Raw genomic sequence first — 22299 nt, 5'->3', positions numbered from 1 at the left:
TGTGCCACAAGGGTTTGCGGGTCAAGCGGGCCGGGGCGGCGTGCGAGATTTTTGGGAAGTAAGGCGAGATTCTACCGCCAAAACGGCAGGCAAAGTGAGTTATCCACAGGGTCCGATCAAACAACGGCGAGAGGGCCTGCCTGTGGATCGTCGCCCTAAACTATTGACGACTCAGAGAAAACCGGTTTAAATAGCGGGTTCCGCGAAAACCAATTTTCGAACCACCGGCCATTGCACTTTCAGCGATGCTCGCGCGGTTATTTCTCAACAAGTGAGAGCAACATGAAACGTACCTACCAACCTTCCGTGACGCGCCGTAAGCGCACCCATGGCTTCCGCGTTCGCATGAAGACCGCTGGTGGCCGCAAAGTCATCAACGCACGCCGCGCCAAGGGCCGCAAACGCCTCGCCATCTAAGGCAGGCAGATACGCGGTCAAGCCGAGTGCGCGCTGTGTCCGACACCCGTGACGCTGCGGGAACGGCAGACGCGCCGCATCAGAACGTCGTTCCGTTGCAGGCGTCCGCAGCCTTTCCCAAAGCCGCAAGGCTGCTAAAAACGGATGAATTTTCATCCGTTTTTCGTTTGCGCCCGTGGCGCCGAACAGCTCACTTCGTCGTGTATGCGCGGCCTACGGGCAATGAAGCGCGCCTCGGCCTCGTGATCGGCAAGAAGTATGCGCCGCGCGCGGTCACGCGCAATCTGGTGAAGCGCCTCGCGCGCGAAGCGTTTCGCCTGCGTCGCGCGGAGTTTGGCGGCTGGGACGTGCTGCTGCGTTTGCACACCAAATTCGACAGGAAGGCGATGCCGAGCGGATCGTCGCCGCCGTTGAAAGCGCTGTGCCGTGGCGAGATCGACGTGCTGCTCGACAAGGCGGCGCGCGAAATCGCCCGCCGCGAAGCGCCGGCAGCATCGGCAGGACAGGCGGCCGACACGCCGCCAGCCGCGTCATGAGGCCCGCGCAGTCCACACGCGCGGCGGTCTTGCGGCGCTTCTCACCGGGCGGCGCGGTTGCGCCGCACTAGTCATGCAAACGGTACTATTCGCCTTGCTGCGTTTCTACAAGATTGCCGTGAGTCCCATGCTCGGCAATCGGTGCCGTTTTTATCCCTCCTGTTCGGATTACGCGCGCGAAGCAATCCAGTATCATGGCGCCGCGCGCGGTACTTACCTCGCCGCCAGGCGCCTGTGCCGCTGTCACCCGTTTTCGGCGGGCGGCATCGATCTTGTCCCGCCTCCAACACCTAAGAAGCGCTGACGCGCTGTGCCATCGACACTGAGACAACGCATGGATATCAAACGCACCGTCCTATGGGTCATCTTCTTCATGTCAGCTGTCATGCTGTTCGACAACTGGCAGCGCGACCATGGACGCCCGTCGATGTTCTTCCCGAGCGCGACGCAGACCAAGACGGCAGCTCCCGCTGCGCCGGGTTCGGCGGCGGCGGGAAGCCAACCGGCCGATTTGCCGCAGACGAGCGCCGCGGCGCCCGGCTCGACGGCTCCCGCTACGCAGCAGGCGCAGCTGGTTTCGTTCAGCACTGACGTCTACCGTGGCCAGATCGACACGCGTGGCGGCACGCTGTCCAAGCTCACGCTGATCAAGCCGGGCGAGGGCAAGCAGCCCGATCAGGTGATCACGCTGTTCGACCACACGGCCGATCACACGTATCTCGCGCGCACGGGCCTGCTCGGCGGCGACTTCCCGAACCACACCGACGTGTTCACGCCCGTTCCCGGTCAGGCGACCGACATGACGGGCAACACGCTGAAGCTGTCGTTCGAGTCGCCGGAAAAGGGCGGCCTGAAGGTCGTGAAGACCTACACGTTCACCCGCGGCAGCTATGTGATCGACGTCGACACGAAGATCCAGAACGTCGGCACGACGCCCGTCAAGCCGACCGCCTACATGGAACTCGTGCGCGACAGCCAGCCCGTCGAGACGCCGCGCTTCTCGCACACGTTCATCGGGCCGGCTGTGTACACGGAGCAGCATCACTTCCAGAAGCTGACGTTCGGCGACATCGACAAGAACAAGGAAGACTACGCAACCTCCGCCGACAATGGCTGGGTCGCAATGGTGCAGCATTACTTCGCGTCGGCATGGATTCCGCAGCAGGGCGTGAAGCGCGATATCTACGTCGAGAAGATCGATCCGTCGCTGTATCGCGTCGGCGTCAAGCAGCCGCTGCAGACGATCGAGCCGGGTAAGACGGTCGACGTATCCGCGCGTCTGTTCGCCGGTCCGGAAGAAGAGCGCATGCTCGAAGGCATCGCGCCGGGTCTGGAACTGGTGAAGGACTACGGCTGGGTGACGATCATCGCGAAGCCGCTGTTCTGGCTGCTCGAGAAGATCCACAGCTACGTCGGCAACTGGGGCTGGGCGATCGTGCTGCTGACGCTGCTGATCAAGGCGGTGTTCTTCCCGCTGTCGGCCGCGAGCTACAAGTCGATGGCCCGCATGAAGGAAATCACGCCGCGCATGCAGGCGCTGCGCGAGCGCTTCAAGGGCGATCCGCAGAAGATGAACGCGGCGCTCATGGAGCTGTACAAGACTGAGAAAGTGAATCCGTTTGGCGGCTGTCTGCCCGTCGTGATTCAGATTCCGGTGTTTATCTCGCTGTACTGGGTGCTGCTGTCGTCGGTGGAAATGCGCGGCGCGCCGTGGATTCTGTGGATTCACGATCTGTCGCAACAAGATCCGTACTTCATCCTGCCGGTTCTGATGGCTGTCTCGATGTTCGTTCAGACGAAGCTCAACCCGACGCCGCCGGACCCCGTCCAGGCCAAGATGATGATGTTCATGCCGATCGCGTTCTCGGTCATGTTCTTCTTCTTCCCAGCCGGTCTCGTGCTGTACTACGTCGTGAACAACGTGCTGTCGATCGCGCAGCAGTACTACATCACGCGCATGATGGGTCAAAGGAAAAAGGCCGCTTGATCGAGCGCCCGAATCGGACGGACGAAGCGCCAGTCCGATTCCAGGCGACAAAAAAAACCGCCCGGTTTCAGCCGGGCGGTTTTTTTACGTCTTTGATCTCTTAAGAGTTATCGGCGTCGCCGTAAAACTGGGAAATCAGTTCCTGAACCAGGTAACGATGATGCGGCGTCAGTGATTCGATTTTCGACGCCAGTTCGAGCGTTTCGGGCGAGAGCGGATATTTCTCACCGCGCGACAACGGCTTCGGAACATTCCGCGTCGATCCACCCGGCGAAGGCCCATAATGCAGCCAGTGGACGTCCACTTCGAGCCACGCCGCGAGTGTGCGCAACTTGTCGTCAGTGGGAATGGTGCGGCCGCTCAGCCACTTGTGTACCGTTTGCGGCGACACCGGCTGATCGCCGCGATGGCGTAGGTTGAAATGCAATGCGAGATCGGTCCCGCCCTTGAGTTTTTCCGGGGCGCGTCTCATCGCGAACTTGAGTCGCTCGGCAAAAGCCGCTTTTTCTTCGACGGTTGGCATCCGCAGATTGTGCAGTCCGTCGCATCGCAGGTAGACAACTGTACACGCTACATTTCGCGTATCTGAGATTTGCCTATCTCGTTGCAGCAACCCATCGGAAGCATCCTCCAAACGACTCAAGAGTCCGCTTTACGTTGATCTGTAGGGCTTAGACTACACGAAGAGTCCGAATTTCTCTATGCATGGGCGGCGGAATGGCTTTATCTCGATTGAGATAAATCTGAAGGATCTCACTCGCCCACGCTCACGAGGTTCGCACGCTAATGCCCGAAAGGCCCGCGTTACAATGCCAGGCGTTCAGCGTGCGGTCAGTGCGCTACTCTTTTCCCCTTCTCGGCCGTTTCCCACATGCTCGCAACAGATTCCGATCCGATCGTCGCCATTGCCACTGCGCCCGGCCGGGGCGGGATAGGTGTGGTGCGGATTTCGTTCGGGCGCGCCGGCGAAGCGGCGGCGCAGCCGATGATGCAGGCGCTCACCGGGCAAGCGCTGGCGCCGCGCCACGCGAGCTACGTCCCGTTTCTCGATGCTCAAGGGAATGCGCTTGATCGCGGGATTGCGCTGTATTTCCCGGCTCCGCACTCCTACACGGGCGAGCACGTCCTCGAGTTGCAGGGGCACGGCGGCCCGATCGTGCTGCAGCTCGTTTTGCAGCGCTGCATCGACGCCGGACGCGCCTTCGGTCTGCGGCTTGCGGAACCGGGCGAGTTCACGCGTCGCGCGTTTCTCAACGACAAGCTCGATCTCGCGCAGGCCGAGGCCGTCGCCGATCTGATTGAAGCCAGTACGGAAGCGGCCGCTCGCTCGGCTGGCCGCTCGCTCGAAGGCGCGTTTTCGCGCGATATCCATGCGTTGGTCGAAGAGGTGATCACGCTGCGGATGCTCGTCGAGGCGACGCTCGATTTTCCCGAAGAAGAGATCGATTTTCTCGAAGCCGCCGACGCGCGCGGCAAGCTTGCACGCATCCGCGAGCGTCTCGCGCTAGTGCTGAGTGAAGCGCGGCAGGGCGCGCTGCTGCGCGAGGGCTTGTCCGTGGTGCTGGCCGGGCAGCCGAACGTCGGGAAATCGTCGCTGCTGAACGCGCTCGCGGGCGCGGAACTCGCGATCGTCACGCCGATTGCTGGTACGACCCGCGACAAGGTCGCGCAGACGATACAGATCGAAGGCATCCCGCTGCACGTGATCGACACGGCGGGCCTGCGGGAAACGGAAGACGAGGTCGAGAAGATCGGTATCGAACGGACGTGGGGTGAGATCCAGCGTGCCGATGTCGTGCTCCATCTGCTCGACGCCCGATCGGGCATGACCGCCGACGACGATTCGATCGCCGCGCGTTTTCCTGGTGGCGTGCCCGTCGTGCGCGTGCTGAACAAGACGGATCTGACGGGAATCACGCCGGGCGTGACCGGCTTGAACGGGACTGACGAGGGCGATTTGTGCGAGGTTCGCCTGTCCGCAAAACGGGGAGACGGGATCGACTTGCTGCGTGGCGAACTGCTGCGCATCGCGGGCTGGCAGGCTGGCGCGGAAACGGTCTATCTGGCGCGCGAGCGGCATCTGATTGCGCTTCGCGCGGCGCAAGAGCATTTGAGGCTTGCTGCAGAAAACGCTGATCAGAATGCGCAAGCTCTTGATCTGTTCGCTGAAGAGTTGCGACTCGCTCAGGATCAACTGAATTCGATCACCGGCGAATTTACTTCCGATGACCTTCTTGGTGTAATTTTCAGCAGGTTTTGTATTGGCAAATAGGCGCGCCTGCTAGCGGCCCGTACACACGCTTTTCCAACGCTTCGATCGAAACTGGTTTTCGGTACACAAGTCTGTACACTTGGCATTTGACGCACCCTGTGTACCAAACTTCAAGCATGCCAAAACTCGCGACGCCGCTTAGCGAATCCCACATCCGCACCTTGCAGCCGCGCGCAACGCGCTACAGCGTCGCCGATGGCAATGGCCTCATCCTCGAAGTCATGCCGACCGGAAAGAAGGTCTGGCGATTCCGCTACACGCTCAATGGGCGTCGTCAACCGATGGTCACGATTGGCGACTATCTACTCGTGTCGTTGCGCGTCGCTCGAGCGAGGGCGCAGAAGTATGCGGAAATCGTCGCGCAAGGCTTGTCACCGGCGTCGATAGCCAGGCAGGACCGGGGCGCCGAAAAACGCGTCGATGTGCTGCGCGACGGCGTCGAACTCTACGTGACGTCGGCAATGGCCCGCAAATCCGACGAGTACCGACGCACGACGCAGCGCGCGCTGGACAAGGACATCCTCCCCGCGATCGGACACAAGCCGATCACGCAGGTCACGACGGAAGATATCCAGTCGATCTGCGACGCAATCAAAAGTCGGGGCGCGCCGCAGATGGCGCTTCATACGCGCAACGTCGCACGGCGACTGTTCGCGTTTCTGATCGCGCGGCAGCTCGCGACCATCAATCCCGCCGATGCCATCGTCGCGCGCACGATAGCGACGCAGGACGGCCGCTCTCGCGTGCTGTCGGGGAGCGAAATCGGTACGTTGCTGCGTGCGATACATGGTTCAAGCATTCGACGGCCTCTGAAGCTCGCGCTCCATCTTCTCGTGCTGACGTTGGTCAATAAATCCGAGTTGATCGAAGCGGTGTGGCGCGAATTCGATCTTGACGCAGGTGTCTGGATGATTCCCGCCGCGCGTGCGGGCAACGGTCGCGAGCGTCGTGTTTATCTGTCGAGTCAGGCGCTGGCGATACTGCGCGAGTTACGGGACAGCAAAGGCAGCCGCAACTATGTTTTCCCGTCGACACGAGGCAGCGAAGATCGGCCGATTGCAAAGGGCACGCTGAACCAGGCGGCCAAAACGCTCGGGCTGGAGGGCGAACATTTCGTACTCCATGATTTCCGCCGTACGGGATTGAGTCATCTGCGTGATTTGCTGCAATCGGCGACGGGCAAGGATGCGTTTGCAGGGGCCAACGACGCGGTCACTGCGCGCGAGATGCAGTTATGGGCCGAATACGTCGACGCGCAGATTGATGAGCAGGCAGGCTCGCCGGTGATGACGCGCTGACCCCAAAAGCGGATTTATTGGTACACAGCGTCGAATTGCCTTCGCGTATAGCTCCGTTGATCAATGAACAAGACCTAATAAAAGAGGTTCCGAAACGATTCGCTGCCGTCTATGGTCAGGTTCATTTTAAGGTACACACAGTTTTCACATTGAGCCAGAAGCCCTTATCATGGCTCCGCTTGCTCGACGAAAACGTGGTTACGATCTGAGCATCTCGCTCAAACCTCACCCGTGCAAAGCCACCGGCTCAACACCATGCTCGGCAGATACCTCCCCGACAGGCACTGAGTAGACATCCGCGCCATGCCGGTCGTAGTGATCGAGGCGCAGTAGCAAACCGTCGAGCGCGCACAGTTGGACTTTGGTGAGAGATGGAGCGTCGAGTAGCGCGTTCAACCGCATGCGCCAGTACTCCGAAGTAAGGATGGTGCCACCCATGTCGCCGACCAGCGATGGCCACATGACGCGCGAAATGTGCGCAATTTCCTGATCGATCAAACGGTTCATGCTGTCCCCCGTGACGTCTCGATAAGGCCAAAGTTTTTTACATCTGATGATTAACTTTAGCCGGATTTTTGCCAGTCAATACCTATGCAAACAAGTAGGTATCACGGCGATGTCGAGCCGGAAACGAACGACATCGCATGGCCTTAAGCGTACGCATGCGTGTCGCATGACAATCGGGGGAACAGAATGATGTTTGGGCGTCAGTTTGACGAGGTGACGCACAGACGGAAGAGTGAAACGAAGCGCGCAAAGCGCTACGCATCATCCTACGGCGGCTCGGGCGCGCGCGGCGCCGAACCGCAAAGGGACGTCAGCGCGACGCTGACGACGATCAACGCGGACATGAACAGCCAGTATTCCGTCCACGAGAAAGAGAAGGCCAGCACCTTAGCCTCCTGCCGCTCCCGATGCCGTCAACCCGCTCAATGATGCAGCAGGCTGCGAATCGGATGGCGCCAGTCCAGTCGCCTGTGATGGTCGTCATCGTGCAAGGCCTGGCGATGCTCCTGCCAGAGTTCGTCGGAAAACAGAAACGCGACGATGAGAAGCGGCACGATCAGAAACGCGCCCAGAATCAGATGCTCGATCACAGTAACCTCCTGATCGATGGAACAGCGACAATTTCATTGTAGGCGTGCTACCCGTCACTGCGTGTGATCCACCGCGCACACCATGTGCGCGATCCGAGTGATGCAAGTAGCGCGCCCGGCGCGTCGCGTTCCGCCGATCAGATCACGCTCACGCCGTCGACTTCTTCCACGCCGCAGCCAGAAGTCCCGCGCCGATCAGCAGTGTGCCCCCTGTGCAGTTGACGCCGCGCTGTACACGCGGGCTGCGGATTGCGCGCCGCGCCGCCGACGCAAGCACGGCATATCCCAAAGCGTTCAACGTCCCGAGCGCGACGAAGGTCGCTTCGAAAATCGCGATCTGCGACCAGGTGGCGACTTGCGTATCGATGAATTGCGGAACGAACGCCACGAAGAAAACGATGCTTTTCGGATTGAGCGCCGTCACCGCATACGCGTGCGCGAAGATCCGGCTCGGGCGCGTTTCGCCTGTGGCGGGCGCGTCGGCCGTCGAGACGGGTGCCCGCCACAGCTTGATGCCGAGATAGATCAGATACGCGGCGCCGAGCCACTTGAGCGCCGTGAAGAGCGTCGCGGACGCGGCGAGGATCACACCAAGCCCCAGCATCGACGCCGTCATCGACGTCAGATCGCCGAGCGCGACGCCCGCCGTCGTCACCATTGCGAATCGCCGGCCGTGGCCGAGCGCATAAGAAATTACAAGCAGCACGGTAGGTCCGGGAATCGCGACGAGAATCGCGGAAGCAATGGCGAAAGGCAGCCAGTGTGCAAGTGTCATGAGAAGTCTCCTGAGGACCGGGCGCAGCGTTTCAGCGCGTCGCGCCAGTTCGTGTTTTCGGGCCGGTCGATTTATCCACGAACGCGGCGATCGTGCAAGCGCCGGTTTCGGCGACAAAGGCCCACCACCGTCAGGCATCTTTCTTATTCTGCGTTCGCTCCACTTCGTGACACTTTTTCATGAGTCGCGCGAATGACTTTGTGTGCGACGCATCAACGGCTTGGTCATTTATCGCAAATGGCTTAAAACCGTTTAAGCGTAAACGCGAATTAACGTCGCAAAAGATTAGCCAGTATGCCTTTGTGCCTTCAATCGCAATTCGCAATCCGCCTAATAACCGGGTAAATACACCATTAGGGCGGCATCAATACGCGCTCTAGCGCCGTGCGACATTTAGCCGCTGTTGCAAGCGCACACAAAATGTGCTTGCCGTTGAAATCCTTTCTTCTAAATTTAAAGACGTGCTTGTTTTCCGGCAGTTAAACACATAGCTAACCTGAGACATGCCCCGCAAGGAGGTAACCATGAACAAGCGAGTCGCCATTCTTTTTGCACTGACGGGTTTATTCGCCGCAGCAGGCGCGCAGGCGCAGGACGTCGTGATCAAGCCACAGCAAACGGTGCAGTTCAAGGCGAATTCATATGGCTGCCTGTCGAAGGACAAACTGGACGCCGTCACGCAACACGCACAGGCCGGCGAGCAACAGCAAATGCAGGAGTTCTTCTCCGGTTATCAGTGCATTTCCACGCCGGAGCATTCGGATTTCCGTGTAGTCCGCGTGGTTGGACATGACGTCGAATTCGTCAATGCCGGCAATAGCGATACGCAAGGCCTTTGGACGAACGACCGGTTCATCAAGCAATAAGCAATTAAAGTTGGATTGCGCCCGACAGTAAATGTCGGGTGCATACGAACATTCCAACAAAGGAATTGCTTTCGCGTTTCGGCATGGCCAGGTTTTATCCTGGCCATCGTCGTTTTTCGGCTGACCTCGGGTCCCGACGCCAGCGCGCCGATCGGTCGCGCGAAACCTGTTCACTGATTCCATCCGCTCATCACCCGCGCCCGGCGGCCTCATCAGGCTGTCATGCCGCGCCCGCATATTCGGTATGATCACGGTCCCACCTTGCAGCCAGACGCGAAAAAAGCGCGCGATGGCTCAATAGCGCGGACTCGGCACATATGTTGCTGCTTTCAGAGCAAGCGAAAGCAGGAAGGTTGATGCGACAGGGCTTGACGGCCCCACGTCGTAGCAATCCGGCAAATGTGTTTCATCGGCGAGACGCGCGACCTAGGCGCCACCGCTGCAAGGCAGGGGATGACCATGGCAAGGTACGCCGACTCTCTATTCACTCTCCGGTCCGCATTCGCGGGACCAGGTTGTAGCATGGCTCTGAAATCGACAATCTATAAGGCTGACCTCCAGATCGCCGACATGGACCGGCACTATTACGCGGACCATTCGCTGACGATCGCGCTGCACCCGTCGGAAACCAACGAGCGGATGATGGTCCGCGTCGCCGCGTTCGCACTGTTCGCGCAAGAGCGCCTCGAATTCTGCAAGGGCTTGTCGGACATCGACGAACCCGATCTGTGGGCCAAGGATCTGACGGGCGCCATCGACACGTGGATCGACGTCGGTCAACCGGACGAGCGCCGCATCGCGAAGGCGAGCGGGCGCGCCAATGAAGTGATCGTGATCGCGTACGGCGGCCGGACCTCCGACATCTGGTGGCAAGGCGTGCGGAACAAGGTCGAGCGTCTGCGCAACGTGACCGTCTGGACGCTCGGCGAAAACGTTGCGCCCGCGCTCGCCGCGCTGGCCGAACGGACGATGCGCCTGCAATGCACGGTTCAGGATCACGCGGCGTGGCTCGGCAGCGAAACCGCCGACGCTGTTCCCGTCGAATGGACAGTACTCAAGGCAGCGACAAACACGCGTCCCGCCGCACACGGCGGCCGTTGACCGGCCGCAGTTGCGCGCTCTGTGTACCAAAAACTGCGTGCAGCAATCAAGGCTTGCCAGCCGGCGGACCTTTGAGTTCGACCATATTGCCCTCTGGATCGAACAGATACAGCGACGGTCCATAACCATCCGCACCGTAGCGTTGCGCCTCTTCACCGATGCGCACGTCACGCGCTGCAAACCATGTCCTCAATGCGCCGGCGTCGAAAGGCTCGACGCGCAGGCAAACATGATCCATGTTTCGTCCGGCGCCCGGCGCACCGCTTTCCGGGCGGTCGACCCTTCCGCCGACCTGCAGCAGATCGATCAACGAGCGTCCCGCGCGCAACTGGATCAGGCCGATATCGAGTTGTTCTCTCTCGAGCGTGCAGCCAAGCACATCGCGATAAAAGCGCGTCATCACGTCAAGATCGGCGGTGCGAATGACGACGTGATCGATATCGAGAATCTGGAATGTCATGGCGCGGCGTCCCGTCTTTGAGGTTCGGGTGAAGAACCAGTGTAGAGGGAATTGCGCGTGAGGAGGGTGACCGGCCGGCCAAGGAGAGCAAAGCGACAAGGCAAAAAAAAGCCCGCTCGATTGGAGCGGGCTGAATCCATATCAGGAGGAGACATGGAGGAGACAAGAACCACTATACACGCCGGGTTGATGCGACGCAATAACTTTTTAAGGGAAAACCCCAACTTTTTTCGGGGGCAGATTCTCCCGATATCTGGGAAAAATAACCCCCGCAGCACAGCCCAAATGACACAGCAAGAAGCGGAGCGTACTGTGTGAACCTGCCCGCTACAGTGGTAAGCATCAAAACCGTCCCCCGGGGCACATGATGAATACAGCCTTCTCCCAAGCGACGCCCGCCACGTTCGCCAACGACGACGACCGCTGGACAGCCGTCCTGAAACGCGACATGTCCGCCGACGGCGCCTTCTTCTACGGCGTCCGGACGACGGGTGTGTTCTGCCGTCCATCGTGCGCCTCACGCCTGCCGCGCCGCGAGAATGTCGATTTCTTCACATCAACCGACGAAGCGCGCGCTGCTGGCTATCGCGAATGCAAACGCTGCCAGCCCGGCGGCCTGCCGCGCGAACTCGAGATCGTGAATCGTGCGTGCGCTGCACTGGACGCCGACCCGCAGCAACGCCTCACGCTCGCACAACTAGGCGACGCGGTGCACGTCAGCCCGTTTCATCTGCAGCGGTTGTTCAAGCGTGTAGTCGGCGTGTCGCCGCGGCAATATCAGGCGGCCCAGCGTGGCGCAGCATTGCGCGACGCGCTGCAACGGGGCGCGGACGTGACCCGCGCCACCGTCGACGCAGGCTTCGGCTCGCCGTCCCGGATGTACGATACGGCCGCCGCAGAGCTGGGCATGGCGCCGTCCGCCTATCGGCGCAAAGGAGCGGGATTACGCGTCCACTACGCGAGCGCGCAGACTTCGCTTGGCCTCGTGCTGGTCGCGACAACCGACAAGGGCATCTGCAAGATCGCCTTCGGCGACGATGAAGCGCTGCTCGTCGACGACCTGCGCAACGAATTCGCGAGCGCGGAACTGATCGACGATCCGAAACGGCTCGCGCCCTTCGTCGATCAGGTCGAAGGGTATCTGCGGGGCACGCGTCAACATTTCGATCTGCCGCTCGATATCGCCGCCACGGCGTTCCAGCAGCGCGTGTGGGAAGCGCTGCGCCGCATCCCTTACGGCGAGACCCGCAGCTATTCGCAGATCGCCGAAGCCGTCGGTTCGCCGCGCGCAGTGCGGGCCGTCGCCACGGCATGCGCATCGAACCCCGTCGCACTCGCGATACCTTGCCACCGCGTCGTGCATAAAGATGGCGCGCTGGCGGGCTATCGCTGGGGCATCGCGCGCAAGGCCGTGCTGCTCGACACCGAGGCGCACCGTGAATCGCGTGACGCCAGCGAAGCCACTCATCCCACCGCCGACATGGATCACGCCGCTTGAGCCCCACGCCGACCGCCACACTCGAACTCCCGTTCAAAGCGCCTTATGACTGGCCCCGCGTCCTTCGCTTTTTCGGAGGACGCGCGACGCCCGGCGTCGAAGCCGTCGAAGACGGCGTATGGCGTCGCGCGATCGGCTGGAACGGCGACAGCGGCACGCTCAACGTCCACAAGCATTCGCGCAGGCATTGCATCGTCGCGACCATCGAGGGCGCCGCGAGCCGTCACGCGGCGGAGCTCGCCGCGCCCATTGCGCGCATGTTCGATCTGCACGCGGATCCAAAGGCGATCGGCGCGAGCCTCGCCGGCGATCCGTGGCTTGCGCCGCTGGTCGCCGCAGCGCCTGGCTTGCGCGTGCCCGGCGCGTGGTCCGGGTTCGAGCTAGTCGTGCGGGCTATCGTGGGCCAGCAGGTCAGCGTGAAGGCCGCGACGACGATCATCGGACGGATCGTGCAGCGCGCCGGCGAGCGCATCGAGGGCCATCCGCACGAAAGCACTGCGTGGCGTTTCCCGACGCCCGCCGCGCTCGCCGCCGTCGATCTCGCGCAGATCGGCATGCCCGGTAAGCGCATCGATGCGTTGCAAGGCTTTGCGCGCGCCGTGGCGGACGGCGACGTGCCGATCGACAGCTTCGGCAGCGCGTCCTTCGATCTTGCACAGTTGCGCGCGTCGCTGCTCGCGTTGCCCGGCATCGGTCCATGGACGGTCGAATACGTCGCGATGCGCGCCTGGCGCGACGCCGACGCGTGGCCTGCGTGGGACCTCGTGCTGATGCAGGCCATCGCAGCGCGTGATCCGGCGCTCGTGCGTCCCAACCAGCAGCGCGCGCGCACCGACGCGTGGCGGCCGTGGCGAGCCTATGCGGCGATGCACCTGTGGAATGAAGTCGCCGATCGGGCGGGCGCCGCACGCGGCGGCTAGCGGCCTTCCGCACATATCGGCGAACCTCGCCGGTCGACTTCGCGACCCCGCGCAGCGTAGAGTGGGAGGACGCGCAGCAGGCGCCCAAAGCCCGCTTGCAAGCGGCGCGGGAGCGGCCTGAGGCAACGCCAAGCAGCCGTTCTGGCGAGATGTTAAAGTGCCCGCTACTGAAAATTCCGCCGAACATGGTCGACCGCGCCGAGCAGCACCGTGCGGCGCGTGGCGGCCGACCCTGTTCGACCCGCATCAATGCCAAACACGACACCCTCCCGCACGACCGACGCGCTGCTGCACCGCCTGTCCGTGCTGACATCCGGCCCGCAGCGCGACGCGCTGACGGCCGGTTTGCGCGGCATCGAAAAGGAAAGCCTGCGCGTCATGGCCGACGGCCATCTTGCGATGACGCCGCATCCGCGCGCGCTCGGCTCGGCGCTCACGCATCCTTCGCTGACCACGGACTATTCGGAAGCACTGCTCGAACTGATCACACCCGCCGAGCACGACCCGTCGACCACACTCGAGAGTCTCGACACGCTGCATCGCTTCGTTTATTCGGCCATCGGCGACGAGGTGCTGTGGAACAACTCGATGCCGGGCCTTCTGCCCGAAGACGACGAGATTCCGATCGCGGACTACGGCACGTCGAACATCGGCAAGTTGAAGTATGTGTACCGCGTCGGTCTCGCGCTGCGCTACGGGCGCACGATGCAATGTATCGCGGGCATCCACTACAACTATTCGTTGAACGAAGAAGTGTGGCGGCTGCTGCATGCCGACCAGCACTCCACGGCCAACGCCGTCGATTTCCAGTCGGACCGCTATCTCGCGCTGATCCGCAATTTCCGCCGCACGAGCTGGCTGCTGATGTATCTGTTCGGCGCGTCGCCGGCGCTCGACAGGCGCTTTCTGCGCGGCCGTGCGCACACGCTCGAAACGTTCGACGCCGACACGCTGTATCGGCCGTACGCAACGAGCCTGCGCATGAGCGATCTCGGCTATTCGAACACGACGGCGCAAGCCGCCCTGCACGCCGATTACGACACGCTGCCCGGCTACCTCGACGCGCTCGCTAAAGCCGTCAGCCAGCCGTATCCGCAGTATGAGGCGATCGGCACGCAGCGCGACGGCGAATGGGTGCAGATCAACACCAACGTACTGCAGATCGAAAACGAGTTCTACTCGACGATCCGCCCGAAGCGCGTCACGTATCCGGGCGAGCGTCCGTTGCATGCGCTTGCGGCGCGCGGCGTCCAGTATGTCGAAGTGCGCTGCATGGATATCGACCCCTTCGAGCCGACGGGTATTTCGCTCGAAGCCGCGCGTTTTCTCGACGCCTATCTGCTCGTGTGCGCCCTCGACGAAAGCGCGCCGCTGCCGCCGCCGGCCTATACGGAAGCGAACCAGAATTTCGGCCGGGTGACGATGGAAGGGCGCAAGCCCGGGCTCGAACTGGTGCGCGACGGACAACCCGTCAAGATGCTCGACTGGGCCAATGAACTGCTCGCGAAAATCGACCACGCAGCCGCTGCGCTCGATTCGATTCGCGGCGACGACAGCCACACGCGCGCGGTCGCGACGCAACGTGCGAAGCTCGCCGACGCGTCGTTGACGCCGTCGGCTCGCGTGCTGCAGATCATGCGAGACAAGCAACAAAGCTTCCTCGACTTCGGTCTGGCACAGAGCGTCGCGCATGCCGAGTATTTCCGCGCGCGCCCGCTCGACGAAGCGCAAACGCAGGAATTCACCGCGCTCGCGACACATTCACTCGCCGAACAGGCCAAGCTGGAACGCGAGGAAGTCGGTTCATTCGATGCGTTCGTTGCCGCGTATCGCGCCTATACGTTGAACCGCTTCAGCGTTTAGTGCTTGCGAGCGTCGTTTCGGCAATAAGAAGGGCAGCCTTGCGCTGCCTTTTTTATTGCACGCGCTTCCTGTCTGGGGCCAAAAATTGCTGACAGGCCAAGGCCGGTCCCGGCGCGTGTGCCAAGCTCGAGGTACGAACCATGCGAGAACCGTTTCGGTCCAATCCTGTATAACGCAGCGCCTTGCGCTCGACTGAAAAAAGGAGGAGGTCCAGTGATGAACAAGAGTCTCATAGCCGTGCTTTGCGTGCTGGCCGCCGGCTGCTCGACGCAAGGACAGGTCAACCCCGATGTGATGCAGATTGCCACGGCGCCGCTGACCTGCACCAGCAAGACACAATGCGACGTCTGGTGGCAACGCGCGCGTACCTGGTTGACCACGCACTCCCGTTATCCTGTCGCGACAGCCACCGATACCTTGATCCAGACTGCCGGACCGGACGGCGGCAAGCGCGACCTCTCGTTTGAAATCACGAAGACGCCCAACAACGACGGCACGTCGACCATCGGTTTTGCCGCGCATTGCGACAGTTCGCTCGGATGCAAGCCGAACCCGTGGGAAGCGGGCGCCGACTTCAAGCAGTTCGTGCGCGCAACAGAATCGGCCGCGCCAAGCGCAGCAACCCCGTCGACCTCCGGCCAACCAGCAGGAGCGACAGGCCAATCGACCACGTCTCCGACAGGTGAACCCATCTCGCAATAGCGCATCGCGGCCTTAGACTTTTCGGACTTCTCCGATTGGTACGAGCAGGTAGACAGACCTATCGTCTCGTACCCTTTATTTCCGGTGAGAAGTCCTATGATCTTTCGTACGTTGACGGCGATCGCATGCGCGGTGGGTATCGCTGGTTGCACCGCGTCGTCGGGCCCCGCCCACAATACCGATATCGTCACGCTGGCCAATGGCGCTCAGGCGCATCGTGTGCAGTGCCTGGGTCTGCTGGAATCGTCCGAGGCGTGCATGTCTGAAATCAAACGCGTTTGTGGAGACCAGACTGCCGTGCGAGTCGCGCTGCTTGACCGCAGCACGTCGGGCCTGAAGCCGGAAAACGATCCGCGCGAGATTTACTTCCAGTGCGTGACGCCCGTTGCTCAGCAGCCAGTTCAGGCGCCGGCCGCGCCTGTCCCTGCTCCCGTTCCTGCACCTGTGCCCGTGCGCAAGGTGTCGCTGCAGGGCGATGCTAACTTCGCACTCAATAGCGCGAAGCTGACGCCCGTTGCAACGGCGAAGCTCGATGATTTCGTCGCGGCCAACCAGGGTGTCGATATCGAACGCATGACAATCGCCGGCTATACCGATTCGACGGGTTCGGCCGAACTGAACAACCGTCTGTCGGCAGCACGCGCGCGCTCGGTGCAGAGCTATCTGGCGACGGCTGGCCTGCGTGCTTCGAAGTGGGACGTCGAAGGCTACGGCAGCGCATCGCCCGTGGCGTCGAACGCGACGGCGATCGGCCGCGCTAAAAACCGCCGCGTCGAGATTCAGGTCGACGGCAAGTAATCTCTCTCCTTGATGCATCGGGAGCGGCGGCGTCAATGTCCCATTGACGCCGCCGCTCCCTTTTTGGGCTTCGTAATCCACACGAGACACGCAAGCACGACGAAGCCCGCGCACGAAACGCGGAAGAAATCGTTGGTCGCCATCATGTAGCCCTGTTGCGTGACGATCTCGTTCAGTTGCGCTGTCACCGCCTGTCCCTTGATGCCAAGCGACGTCAGCAGATCGCTATAAGACGTCGTATTCGCCGAATAGGCGCTCACCGATTCCGACAGCACCGCGTGGTGATAAATCGCGTCGTTTTCCCAATACGTCGTGCTGATCGCCGTGCCGATTGCGCCTGACAGCGTGCGCAGAAAATTCGATAACCCGGATGCGCTTGCCAGTCGCTCGTCGGGAATGCTGGACAGCGTGATCGTCGTCATCGGCACGAAGAAGCAGGCCACGCCGATGCCCTGCACGAGTCGCGGCAGGATCACCTGATTGAACGGCGCATCGAGCGTGAACGTCGAGTTCCACAGCGACACGAACGCGAACACGACGAAGGCGAAACTCGCGACGATCCGCAAATTGAGCCGGTGCATGTTGCGTCCGATCAGCGGCGACAGCACGAGCGCGAGCAGTCCGACGGGCGCAGTCGCGAGTCCCGCCTTGCCAGCCGTGTAGCCCATCACCGTCTGCAGCCAGAGCGGAAAGATCACCACGGATCCGAAGAACGCCATGAAGCCAAACGAGATGATCAGCGCGCCTAATGCGAAGTTGCGGTCTTTGAAGAGCGACAGGTCGACGACGGGCTCCTTCTCCGTCGTCTCCCACACGATCATGAACGCGAGCGACGTCACCGCGATAACCGCGAGCGCGACGATAAAGGTCGAGCTGAACCAGTCCCGGTCCTTGCCGAGGTCGAGCATCATCTGCAGGCACGACACGCCGATCACCAGCAGTCCGAGACCGATGGCGTCGATGCGCTGTTTCGTCGTCTGCGTTTCGCGTCCGCGCAGCAGAAAGTACGCGCACGCCGCCGAGAACAGGCCGATAGGCAGATTGATATAGAAGATCCACGGCCACGTGTAGTTGTCGGTGATCCAGCCGCCCATCACGGGACCGAAGATCGGCGCGACGATCACCGTCATGGCCCACAGCCCGAGCGCGAGGCCGCGTTTCTCGAGCGGGTAGGAGCGCATCAGAATGGTCTGCGACAGCGGCACCATCGGGCCGGATACCAGCCCCTGAAGCAGACGGAACGCGATCAGCGACTCGAAATTGTGCGCGAAGCCGCACGCCGCGGACGCGATCGTAAAGAGCAACACCGACAGCGTGAACAGTCGGACTTCGCCGACCCGCCGCGCGAGCCAGCCCGTCAACGGCACTGCGATCGCGGACGCCACGGAATACGACGAGATCACCCACGTGCCTTCGCTGGTCGCGACGCCGAGGCTGCCGGAAATGGTCGGCACGGCGACGTTCGCGATCGACGTATCGAGCACTTCCATGAATGTGCCAAGCGCGAGTCCGACGGTTAGCAGCGCGAGCTTTCCGCCCGTGAACGGAGCAGGGGCGGCGGGCCGGGTGGGCGTTACGCCGCCGTCCAGCGGCAGGTCAGCCGTCGTGCCGGTGGAAGCGGAAGCCGATGCCGATGCGGTCATTTGGCGTGTTCTCCTCATCGCATGAGAAAACTTGCCGCGACATGAAAAAGTCCCTAGCTCTATGCCTGGCTTTCATGTCCCGACACTCTCTGCCCAGACAGATAAATGAATAAAACAAAACCGCGCTGAAGCGCGGCTGCCTAGTGGTCGTCGGTAGTGACGGACGACCCGTTTACTTCGTCGCCGGACGCTGCCGCCGTCCCGCATCCCCCAGCGCCGTTTCCGCCATCGATGCCGTTCGCAATGAAGCGGCTCAGCAGATCGATCAGCGTCGCGAGATCCGCACCCGAAAAACCGCGCAGCTGTTCATTGAGCACGTCCGCGCCTATCGAGGGCAATTGCGACGCGGCGTGCCCACCTTGCGGCGTCAGTCCCAGCTTCACGACGCGCCGGTCCTTGTCGCTGCGCGACCGCGCGATCAGCCCTTTCTTTTCAAGGCGATCGAGCATTCGCGTCATCGATCCGCTGTCGTACGACATGGCCCGCGACAGCTCGAACGGCGTCGTCGCGCGACCGCATGACAGCAGCAGGATCACGCCGATCTGCTGCGTCGTCAGCCCGAGATGCGCGACCGCGCGATCCGTGCGCTCCACGAGCACGTTCCGGGCTTTTGTCAGGTAATAGCCCAGGCTCGATTCCAGATGAATCGATTCCGGCTGGTAAGGACCGTCGGTCATGAATGCTCTTGGGGAAGCTGCCCGCTGGCGCGACAAACGCGAATGTCCCGGATTGTATCTGCCCAGGCAGTGAAGTCAATCGTCCGTACTAATCGCACACGCACGGAGCCAAAAAACAACGAATGACCATGTTGCGATGCACAGTATCTTGAAAATTGATTGCATGGTCAATATTATTACAGTCAACGAGTTACGCGCCCCGCGTCATCGGAGACCATGTTCTGACCGCACTTGCGTGCGCCTTCTTTTACCGGCGCACAGAGGATTCCCGCGATGCTGTACCTGAAAAACACCCTAGGCGGCTTGGGCCGCTCATTGACCGATTCTGCACTGCAAACATTTCAAGGCGCCAACCGTTGGTGGAAAGTGGCCCTGTATGCGGTGATTTTCGTCCTGCCTGGCGGGTCGATCGGGGTGCTGCTCTTCGCGTGGTTCGAAACTCGGCGCGCCCGTAGCGCCAAAGCAGCCGCCGCCAGACCGGCTGCGCTGCCCGCTTCTTCGCTCAAGGCCCGCTCGGCGGGCAACCATCAGTCGATCGCTCCCGCCGCGACGGTTTGTCAGGCGCGCCCCGATGCGCCGCCGTGCCGCGCCGCGGCGGGCAAGCAGGCGCGGCAGACCACCGCCGATCCGCGCGTCTAAGCATCTCGCGTATTGCTTAGGGATGAAGGCCGCCGTAGGGCGGCCTTTGCTTTTCCCGCCCGCCGAACGCACTCGCGCAAATACCGCCGTAACAGCGCGTAACCGTCGCCTCACCGTCGGTAACACACAGGGGGTGCGGGCGGCATTACTCTTTCGATTTCATTGCCAGGCAATGCGTGCGCTACCATTCGAGCCATCGTAAGCACGCGCCGTCCATCGCGCGAGCAGCCGCTCCGCATTTCGCCCTGGCGCATGACGCCTTCCGAATCGACAGGAATTCATTTGCATGCAGTTTGATCGAACTTCGCGCGAACGCGCCTCGGTCGCGAACGTCGCGGGGCAACGCGTCCTGAACATCGCCGCTTGCGCCGCACTGGCGTTCGCGCTTGCCGGCTGCGCGGTCGGTCCCGATTACAAGCGACCGTCCGTCGACATTCCGGCCTCGTACAAGGAAGCCGCCGACGGCTGGAAAGTCGCGCAGCCCGCCGATCAGCAAGACCGTGGCGCCTGGTGGGCGATCTATAACGATCCGCAGTTGAGCGGACTCGAAGACAAGCTCAACACGTCGAACCAGACCGTCGCACAGTTCGCCGCCGCCTACCGGCAGGCCCGCGCGCTGGTGGGCGAAGCGCGCGCGGCGTACTTCCCCGTGATCAGCGCCGGGGCGAGCGCATCGCGCTCGCGTACGCCGAGCCGCAGCTTCAGTGGCTCGGTGACGGGGGGAGGCGGTGGCACGACATCTTCGGTGAGCAGTTCGGGGACTATCAGCAACAGCTACAGCCTGTCGCTCGACGCCACCTGGGAACCCGATCTCTGGGGCAAGGTGAGCCGCACCGTCGCGAGCCAGCAGGCAGGCCAGCAGGCCGCCGCGGCCGATCTGGCGAACGCGCGTCTGTCCGCGCAGGCGACGCTCGCACAAACCTACTTCAACATCCGTTCGCTCGACGCGCAGCAAAAGCTGCTCGACGATACCGTCGCCGCTTATCAGCGCTCGCTCACGCTCACGCAGAACCGCTACGCGCAGGGCGTCGCCGCCCGCTCGGACGTGATCCAGGCGCAAACCCAGCTGCAATCGGCGCAGGCTGCCGCCATCGACAACGGCGTCGCGCGCGCGCAAAACGAGCACGCGATCGCCGTGCTGATCGGTGAACCCGCCTCCGCGTTCTCGCTGCCGCCCGCACCGCTCGATTCCGTGCCGCCCGCCACGCCCGCGCAACTGCCGTCGTCGCTGCTCGAACGTCGGCCGGATATCGCGTCGGCCGAGCGCAAGGCCGCGGCGGCCAACGAGCAGATCGGCGTCGCGATTTCGGCGTTCTTTCCGACGCTGACGCTGTCGGCCAGCGGCGGCTTCGAAAGCTCGGTGTTTTCGCAGCTGCTGCAAATGCCGTCGCGCTTCTGGACACTCGGGCCCTCGCTCGCCCAGACCATCTTCGACGCCGGCCTGCGCAAGGCGCAGACGGACGCCGCGCGCGCCGCCTACGACCAGGACGTCGCCACCTACCGGCAGACGGTGCTGACGGCGTTCCAGGACGTCGAGGACAACCTCGCTTCGCTGCGCATCCTCGAGCAGGAAGTCACGGTGCAGCAGCAGGCCGTCCAGTCCGCGCAGCAGGCGCTCGATATCGTCACGAACCAGTACAAATCCGGCACCGTCGATTATCTGAACGTGCTGACGGCACAGACCACCGCGTTCACCGCCGAGCAGAAGCTGGCGAGCATCGCAGGGCAGCGGATGGTGTCGTCGGTCGGGCTCGTCAAGGCGCTCGGCGGCGGCTGGGAAGTCGATCAGATGAATCGCGAGACGGGCGATGTCGCAGCGCCTGCGCCCGCTTCCGCACCTGCCGCGCCGATTGCAAGAACGTCCACCTCAGCCGGCTAAACGGCAGACGCACCGCACCAACGCAAACGGCCGCCATGCGCAAACATGGCGGCCGTTGTGTTTTCGTCGGGCGGAAAGCGGTCGGTCAGTGCACGAACGTCAGCGCAACCTGTCCGGGCCCAGTCGGGCGTCCGAGCAGATTCAGCAGACCGGCGAGATTGTCGACGGAATCGGGCGTCGTGCTCGCCGTGCCCATGAACGATGTCGACGCCTCGCTGAGGGTGCCGTGACCGTTCAGCAGCAGCGGCCCCTTGGTCGTGGACAGATCGAGCTTGCCCGATCCGCCCTGCGCCTGAAACACCACGCGATACGACCCGAGCGGCTTCACGCGCGATACGCGCGAACTCATGTCGTTCAGCGTCACGATCAACTGACCGAATGCCTGTCGATTGAAGCTGCGCCAGTCGGTCCAGGTCAGCCGCACGTCGCCCTGCAGATCCAGCGTGTTGAACGGCGCACCGAGGCCCGCGAGCAACGCCGCCGGCACGGCGATGCTGCCGCCCGACAGCGTCGCGCTGCGCAGGGTGGCATCGACCGTAACGGCGTCGGGCATCGCCTGGCTTTGCAGCATCTGCATGTGTACGCGGCCCGTGAACAGCGGCCAGAACGACGTGCGCCATTCGATGCGCCCCGGCAGCAGCGTCGCGCTTTCCGCGCCCGGCCCGGCGGCGAGCATCAGCGATGCCGAGCCGTGCCACAGCGAACCCGTTGGTTCGACGAGATTGACGTGCCCTTGCGTGGCCTTCGCGAACTGCGGCGTGACCCAGGCGGCGGGCGCCATCACGAGCAGCACCACGACGTTCGCGATCAGCGCGACGGCGATCCAGGGCAGCGCGGCGCGTAATCGCCGCATCCAGAAACTCATGCGTGA

General features: G+C 62.4%; 23 protein-coding genes. 15 read left to right on the top strand and 8 right to left on the bottom strand.

The genetic code is table 11. From position 1 onward, the window contains the following. The first annotated feature begins 282 nt into the window (after window positions 1-282). From rpmH to yidC, 4 genes are all read left to right on the top strand, one after another. Window positions 283-417, top strand: a complete 135-nt coding sequence (gene rpmH / locus PPGU16_RS16765) for a 50S ribosomal protein L34 (RefSeq protein WP_004198824.1) — start codon at window positions 283-285, stop codon at window positions 415-417. Between the two features lie 35 nt (window positions 418-452). Beyond that, window positions 453-953 (top strand): ribonuclease P protein component, encoded by a 501-nt coding sequence (gene rnpA, locus PPGU16_RS16760; protein ID WP_180721157.1) that lies wholly within the window; start codon window positions 453-455, stop codon window positions 951-953. Between the two features lie 73 nt (window positions 954-1026). Next, window positions 1027-1257, top strand: coding sequence for a membrane protein insertion efficiency factor YidD (gene yidD, locus PPGU16_RS16755; protein ID WP_007581797.1), 231 nt, complete (start codon window positions 1027-1029; stop codon window positions 1255-1257). Window positions 1258-1287: 30 nt separating this feature from the next. Further along, a complete protein-coding gene (gene yidC / locus PPGU16_RS16750; RefSeq protein ID WP_180721156.1) occupies window positions 1288-2940 on the top strand; it encodes a membrane protein insertase YidC in 1653 nt (550 codons plus the stop codon). 100 nt (window positions 2941-3040) lie between these two features. Here the strand turns inward: yidC and PPGU16_RS16745 are convergent, their stop codons facing one another. Continuing rightward, window positions 3041-3463, bottom strand: coding sequence for a transcriptional regulator (locus PPGU16_RS16745; RefSeq protein WP_180722660.1), 423 nt, complete (start codon window positions 3461-3463; stop codon window positions 3041-3043). Window positions 3464-3811: 348 nt separating this feature from the next. Between PPGU16_RS16745 and mnmE the strand changes: the two genes are divergently transcribed. Further along, window positions 3812-5212 (top strand): tRNA uridine-5-carboxymethylaminomethyl(34) synthesis GTPase MnmE, encoded by a 1401-nt coding sequence (gene mnmE, locus PPGU16_RS16740; RefSeq protein WP_180721155.1) that lies wholly within the window; start codon window positions 3812-3814, stop codon window positions 5210-5212. Window positions 5213-5328: 116 nt separating this feature from the next. Next, on the top strand, window positions 5329-6510 hold the full coding sequence (locus PPGU16_RS16735) for a tyrosine-type recombinase/integrase (protein WP_180721154.1): 1182 nt from the start codon (window positions 5329-5331) through the stop codon (window positions 6508-6510). A gap of 225 nt (window positions 6511-6735) precedes the next feature. Here the strand turns inward: PPGU16_RS16735 and PPGU16_RS16730 are convergent, their stop codons facing one another. The 3 genes from PPGU16_RS16730 to PPGU16_RS16720 form a co-directional block, all read right to left on the bottom strand. Beyond that, entirely contained in the window at window positions 6736-7017 is a 282-nt protein-coding gene (locus PPGU16_RS16730; protein WP_180721153.1) for a hypothetical protein, read from the bottom strand. A gap of 422 nt (window positions 7018-7439) precedes the next feature. Further along, window positions 7440-7607: a hypothetical protein gene (locus PPGU16_RS16725; protein ID WP_035987278.1), complete on the bottom strand. Its 168-nt coding sequence runs from the start codon at window positions 7605-7607 to the stop codon at window positions 7440-7442. Window positions 7608-7755: 148 nt separating this feature from the next. After that, window positions 7756-8382 (bottom strand): LysE family translocator, encoded by a 627-nt coding sequence (locus PPGU16_RS16720; protein ID WP_180721152.1) that lies wholly within the window; start codon window positions 8380-8382, stop codon window positions 7756-7758. A 524-nt stretch (window positions 8383-8906) separates the two neighbouring features. On the opposite strand from PPGU16_RS16720, the gene sap1 reads away from it, so the two are divergent. Both sap1 and PPGU16_RS16710 read left to right on the top strand, forming a co-directional pair. Then, window positions 8907-9248: a surface attachment protein Sap1 gene (gene sap1 / locus PPGU16_RS16715; protein WP_007581781.1), complete on the top strand. Its 342-nt coding sequence runs from the start codon at window positions 8907-8909 to the stop codon at window positions 9246-9248. A gap of 522 nt (window positions 9249-9770) precedes the next feature. Continuing rightward, a complete protein-coding gene (locus PPGU16_RS16710) occupies window positions 9771-10349 on the top strand; it encodes a YaeQ family protein (protein WP_180721151.1) in 579 nt (192 codons plus the stop codon). Between the two features lie 46 nt (window positions 10350-10395). Here PPGU16_RS16710 and PPGU16_RS16705 read toward each other — a convergent pair whose 3' ends face one another. Next, window positions 10396-10809 carry a VOC family protein gene (locus tag PPGU16_RS16705; RefSeq protein ID WP_180721150.1) on the bottom strand — a complete coding sequence of 138 codons (414 nt, stop codon included), beginning with the start codon at window positions 10807-10809 and terminating at the stop codon, window positions 10396-10398. Between the two features lie 367 nt (window positions 10810-11176). Here PPGU16_RS16705 and ada point away from each other — a divergent pair, with 367 nt between their 5' ends. From ada to PPGU16_RS16680, 5 genes are all read left to right on the top strand, one after another. Beyond that, window positions 11177-12307 carry a bifunctional DNA-binding transcriptional regulator/O6-methylguanine-DNA methyltransferase Ada gene (gene ada / locus PPGU16_RS16700; RefSeq protein ID WP_180721149.1) on the top strand — a complete coding sequence of 377 codons (1131 nt, stop codon included), beginning with the start codon at window positions 11177-11179 and terminating at the stop codon, window positions 12305-12307. Further along, window positions 12304-13227: a DNA-3-methyladenine glycosylase family protein gene (locus PPGU16_RS16695; protein ID WP_180721148.1), complete on the top strand. Its 924-nt coding sequence runs from the start codon at window positions 12304-12306 to the stop codon at window positions 13225-13227. Before ada ends, PPGU16_RS16695 begins: the two co-directional genes overlap by 4 nt. A gap of 249 nt (window positions 13228-13476) precedes the next feature. Continuing rightward, window positions 13477-15090 carry a glutamate--cysteine ligase gene (gene gshA, locus PPGU16_RS16690; protein WP_180721147.1) on the top strand — a complete coding sequence of 538 codons (1614 nt, stop codon included), beginning with the start codon at window positions 13477-13479 and terminating at the stop codon, window positions 15088-15090. A gap of 216 nt (window positions 15091-15306) precedes the next feature. Beyond that, window positions 15307-15792 carry a hypothetical protein gene (locus PPGU16_RS16685; RefSeq protein WP_180721146.1) on the top strand — a complete coding sequence of 162 codons (486 nt, stop codon included), beginning with the start codon at window positions 15307-15309 and terminating at the stop codon, window positions 15790-15792. A gap of 96 nt (window positions 15793-15888) precedes the next feature. Then, window positions 15889-16590: an OmpA family protein gene (locus tag PPGU16_RS16680; protein ID WP_180721145.1), complete on the top strand. Its 702-nt coding sequence runs from the start codon at window positions 15889-15891 to the stop codon at window positions 16588-16590. Window positions 16591-16622: 32 nt separating this feature from the next. Here PPGU16_RS16680 and PPGU16_RS16675 read toward each other — a convergent pair whose 3' ends face one another. Together PPGU16_RS16675 and PPGU16_RS16670 are read right to left on the bottom strand one after the other, a co-directional pair. Then, on the bottom strand, window positions 16623-18233 hold the full coding sequence (locus tag PPGU16_RS16675) for a DHA2 family efflux MFS transporter permease subunit (RefSeq protein WP_243460555.1): 1611 nt from the start codon (window positions 18231-18233) through the stop codon (window positions 16623-16625). Window positions 18234-18373: 140 nt separating this feature from the next. Further along, window positions 18374-18910, bottom strand: a complete 537-nt coding sequence (locus tag PPGU16_RS16670; protein WP_180721144.1) for a MarR family winged helix-turn-helix transcriptional regulator — start codon at window positions 18908-18910, stop codon at window positions 18374-18376. A gap of 273 nt (window positions 18911-19183) precedes the next feature. On the opposite strand from PPGU16_RS16670, the gene PPGU16_RS16665 reads away from it, so the two are divergent. After that, the gene (locus PPGU16_RS16665; protein ID WP_180721143.1) at window positions 19184-19549 is read left to right on the top strand and encodes a hypothetical protein; all 366 of its coding nucleotides are present in this window, start codon (window positions 19184-19186) and stop codon (window positions 19547-19549) included. A gap of 286 nt (window positions 19550-19835) precedes the next feature. Continuing rightward, window positions 19836-21428: an efflux transporter outer membrane subunit gene (locus PPGU16_RS16660; RefSeq protein ID WP_243460554.1), complete on the top strand. Its 1593-nt coding sequence runs from the start codon at window positions 19836-19838 to the stop codon at window positions 21426-21428. An 85-nt stretch (window positions 21429-21513) separates the two neighbouring features. Here PPGU16_RS16660 and PPGU16_RS16655 read toward each other — a convergent pair whose 3' ends face one another. After that, window positions 21514-22293 carry a type II secretion system protein N gene (locus PPGU16_RS16655; RefSeq protein WP_180721142.1) on the bottom strand — a complete coding sequence of 260 codons (780 nt, stop codon included), beginning with the start codon at window positions 22291-22293 and terminating at the stop codon, window positions 21514-21516. Between the last annotated feature and the right edge of the window lie 6 nt (window positions 22294-22299).

This window comes from Paraburkholderia largidicola (genome assembly GCF_013426895.1).
In the GTDB taxonomy this organism is placed as follows: Bacteria; Pseudomonadota; Gammaproteobacteria; order Burkholderiales; family Burkholderiaceae; genus Paraburkholderia; species Paraburkholderia largidicola.
This window is presented reverse-complemented; position numbering and strand designations above follow the sequence as displayed.

Coding starts and splice junctions, on each gene's coding strand:
- rpmH (WP_004198824.1), top strand. CDS start 283: ATGAAACGTACCTACCAACCTTCCGTGACGCGCCGTAAGCGCACCCAT.
- yidD (WP_007581797.1), top strand. CDS start 1,027: ATGCAAACGGTACTATTCGCCTTGCTGCGTTTCTACAAGATTGCCGTG.
- yidC (WP_180721156.1), top strand. CDS start 1,288: ATGGATATCAAACGCACCGTCCTATGGGTCATCTTCTTCATGTCAGCT.
- PPGU16_RS16745 (WP_180722660.1), bottom strand. CDS start 3,463: ATGCCAACCGTCGAAGAAAAAGCGGCTTTTGCCGAGCGACTCAAGTTC.
- mnmE (WP_180721155.1), top strand. CDS start 3,812: ATGCTCGCAACAGATTCCGATCCGATCGTCGCCATTGCCACTGCGCCC.
- PPGU16_RS16735 (WP_180721154.1), top strand. CDS start 5,329: ATGCCAAAACTCGCGACGCCGCTTAGCGAATCCCACATCCGCACCTTG.
- PPGU16_RS16730 (WP_180721153.1), bottom strand. CDS start 7,017: ATGAACCGTTTGATCGATCAGGAAATTGCGCACATTTCGCGCGTCATG.
- PPGU16_RS16720 (WP_180721152.1), bottom strand. CDS start 8,382: ATGACACTTGCACACTGGCTGCCTTTCGCCATTGCTTCCGCGATTCTC.
- sap1 (WP_007581781.1), top strand. CDS start 8,907: ATGAACAAGCGAGTCGCCATTCTTTTTGCACTGACGGGTTTATTCGCC.
- PPGU16_RS16710 (WP_180721151.1), top strand. CDS start 9,771: ATGGCTCTGAAATCGACAATCTATAAGGCTGACCTCCAGATCGCCGAC.
- PPGU16_RS16705 (WP_180721150.1), bottom strand. CDS start 10,809: ATGACATTCCAGATTCTCGATATCGATCACGTCGTCATTCGCACCGCC.
- ada (WP_180721149.1), top strand. CDS start 11,177: ATGAATACAGCCTTCTCCCAAGCGACGCCCGCCACGTTCGCCAACGAC.
- gshA (WP_180721147.1), top strand. CDS start 13,477: ATGCCAAACACGACACCCTCCCGCACGACCGACGCGCTGCTGCACCGC.
- PPGU16_RS16685 (WP_180721146.1), top strand. CDS start 15,307: ATGAACAAGAGTCTCATAGCCGTGCTTTGCGTGCTGGCCGCCGGCTGC.
- PPGU16_RS16680 (WP_180721145.1), top strand. CDS start 15,889: ATGATCTTTCGTACGTTGACGGCGATCGCATGCGCGGTGGGTATCGCT.
- PPGU16_RS16675 (WP_243460555.1), bottom strand. CDS start 18,233: ATGACCGCATCGGCATCGGCTTCCGCTTCCACCGGCACGACGGCTGAC.
- PPGU16_RS16670 (WP_180721144.1), bottom strand. CDS start 18,910: ATGACCGACGGTCCTTACCAGCCGGAATCGATTCATCTGGAATCGAGC.
- PPGU16_RS16665 (WP_180721143.1), top strand. CDS start 19,184: ATGCTGTACCTGAAAAACACCCTAGGCGGCTTGGGCCGCTCATTGACC.
- PPGU16_RS16660 (WP_243460554.1), top strand. CDS start 19,836: ATGCAGTTTGATCGAACTTCGCGCGAACGCGCCTCGGTCGCGAACGTC.
- PPGU16_RS16655 (WP_180721142.1), bottom strand. CDS start 22,293: ATGAGTTTCTGGATGCGGCGATTACGCGCCGCGCTGCCCTGGATCGCC.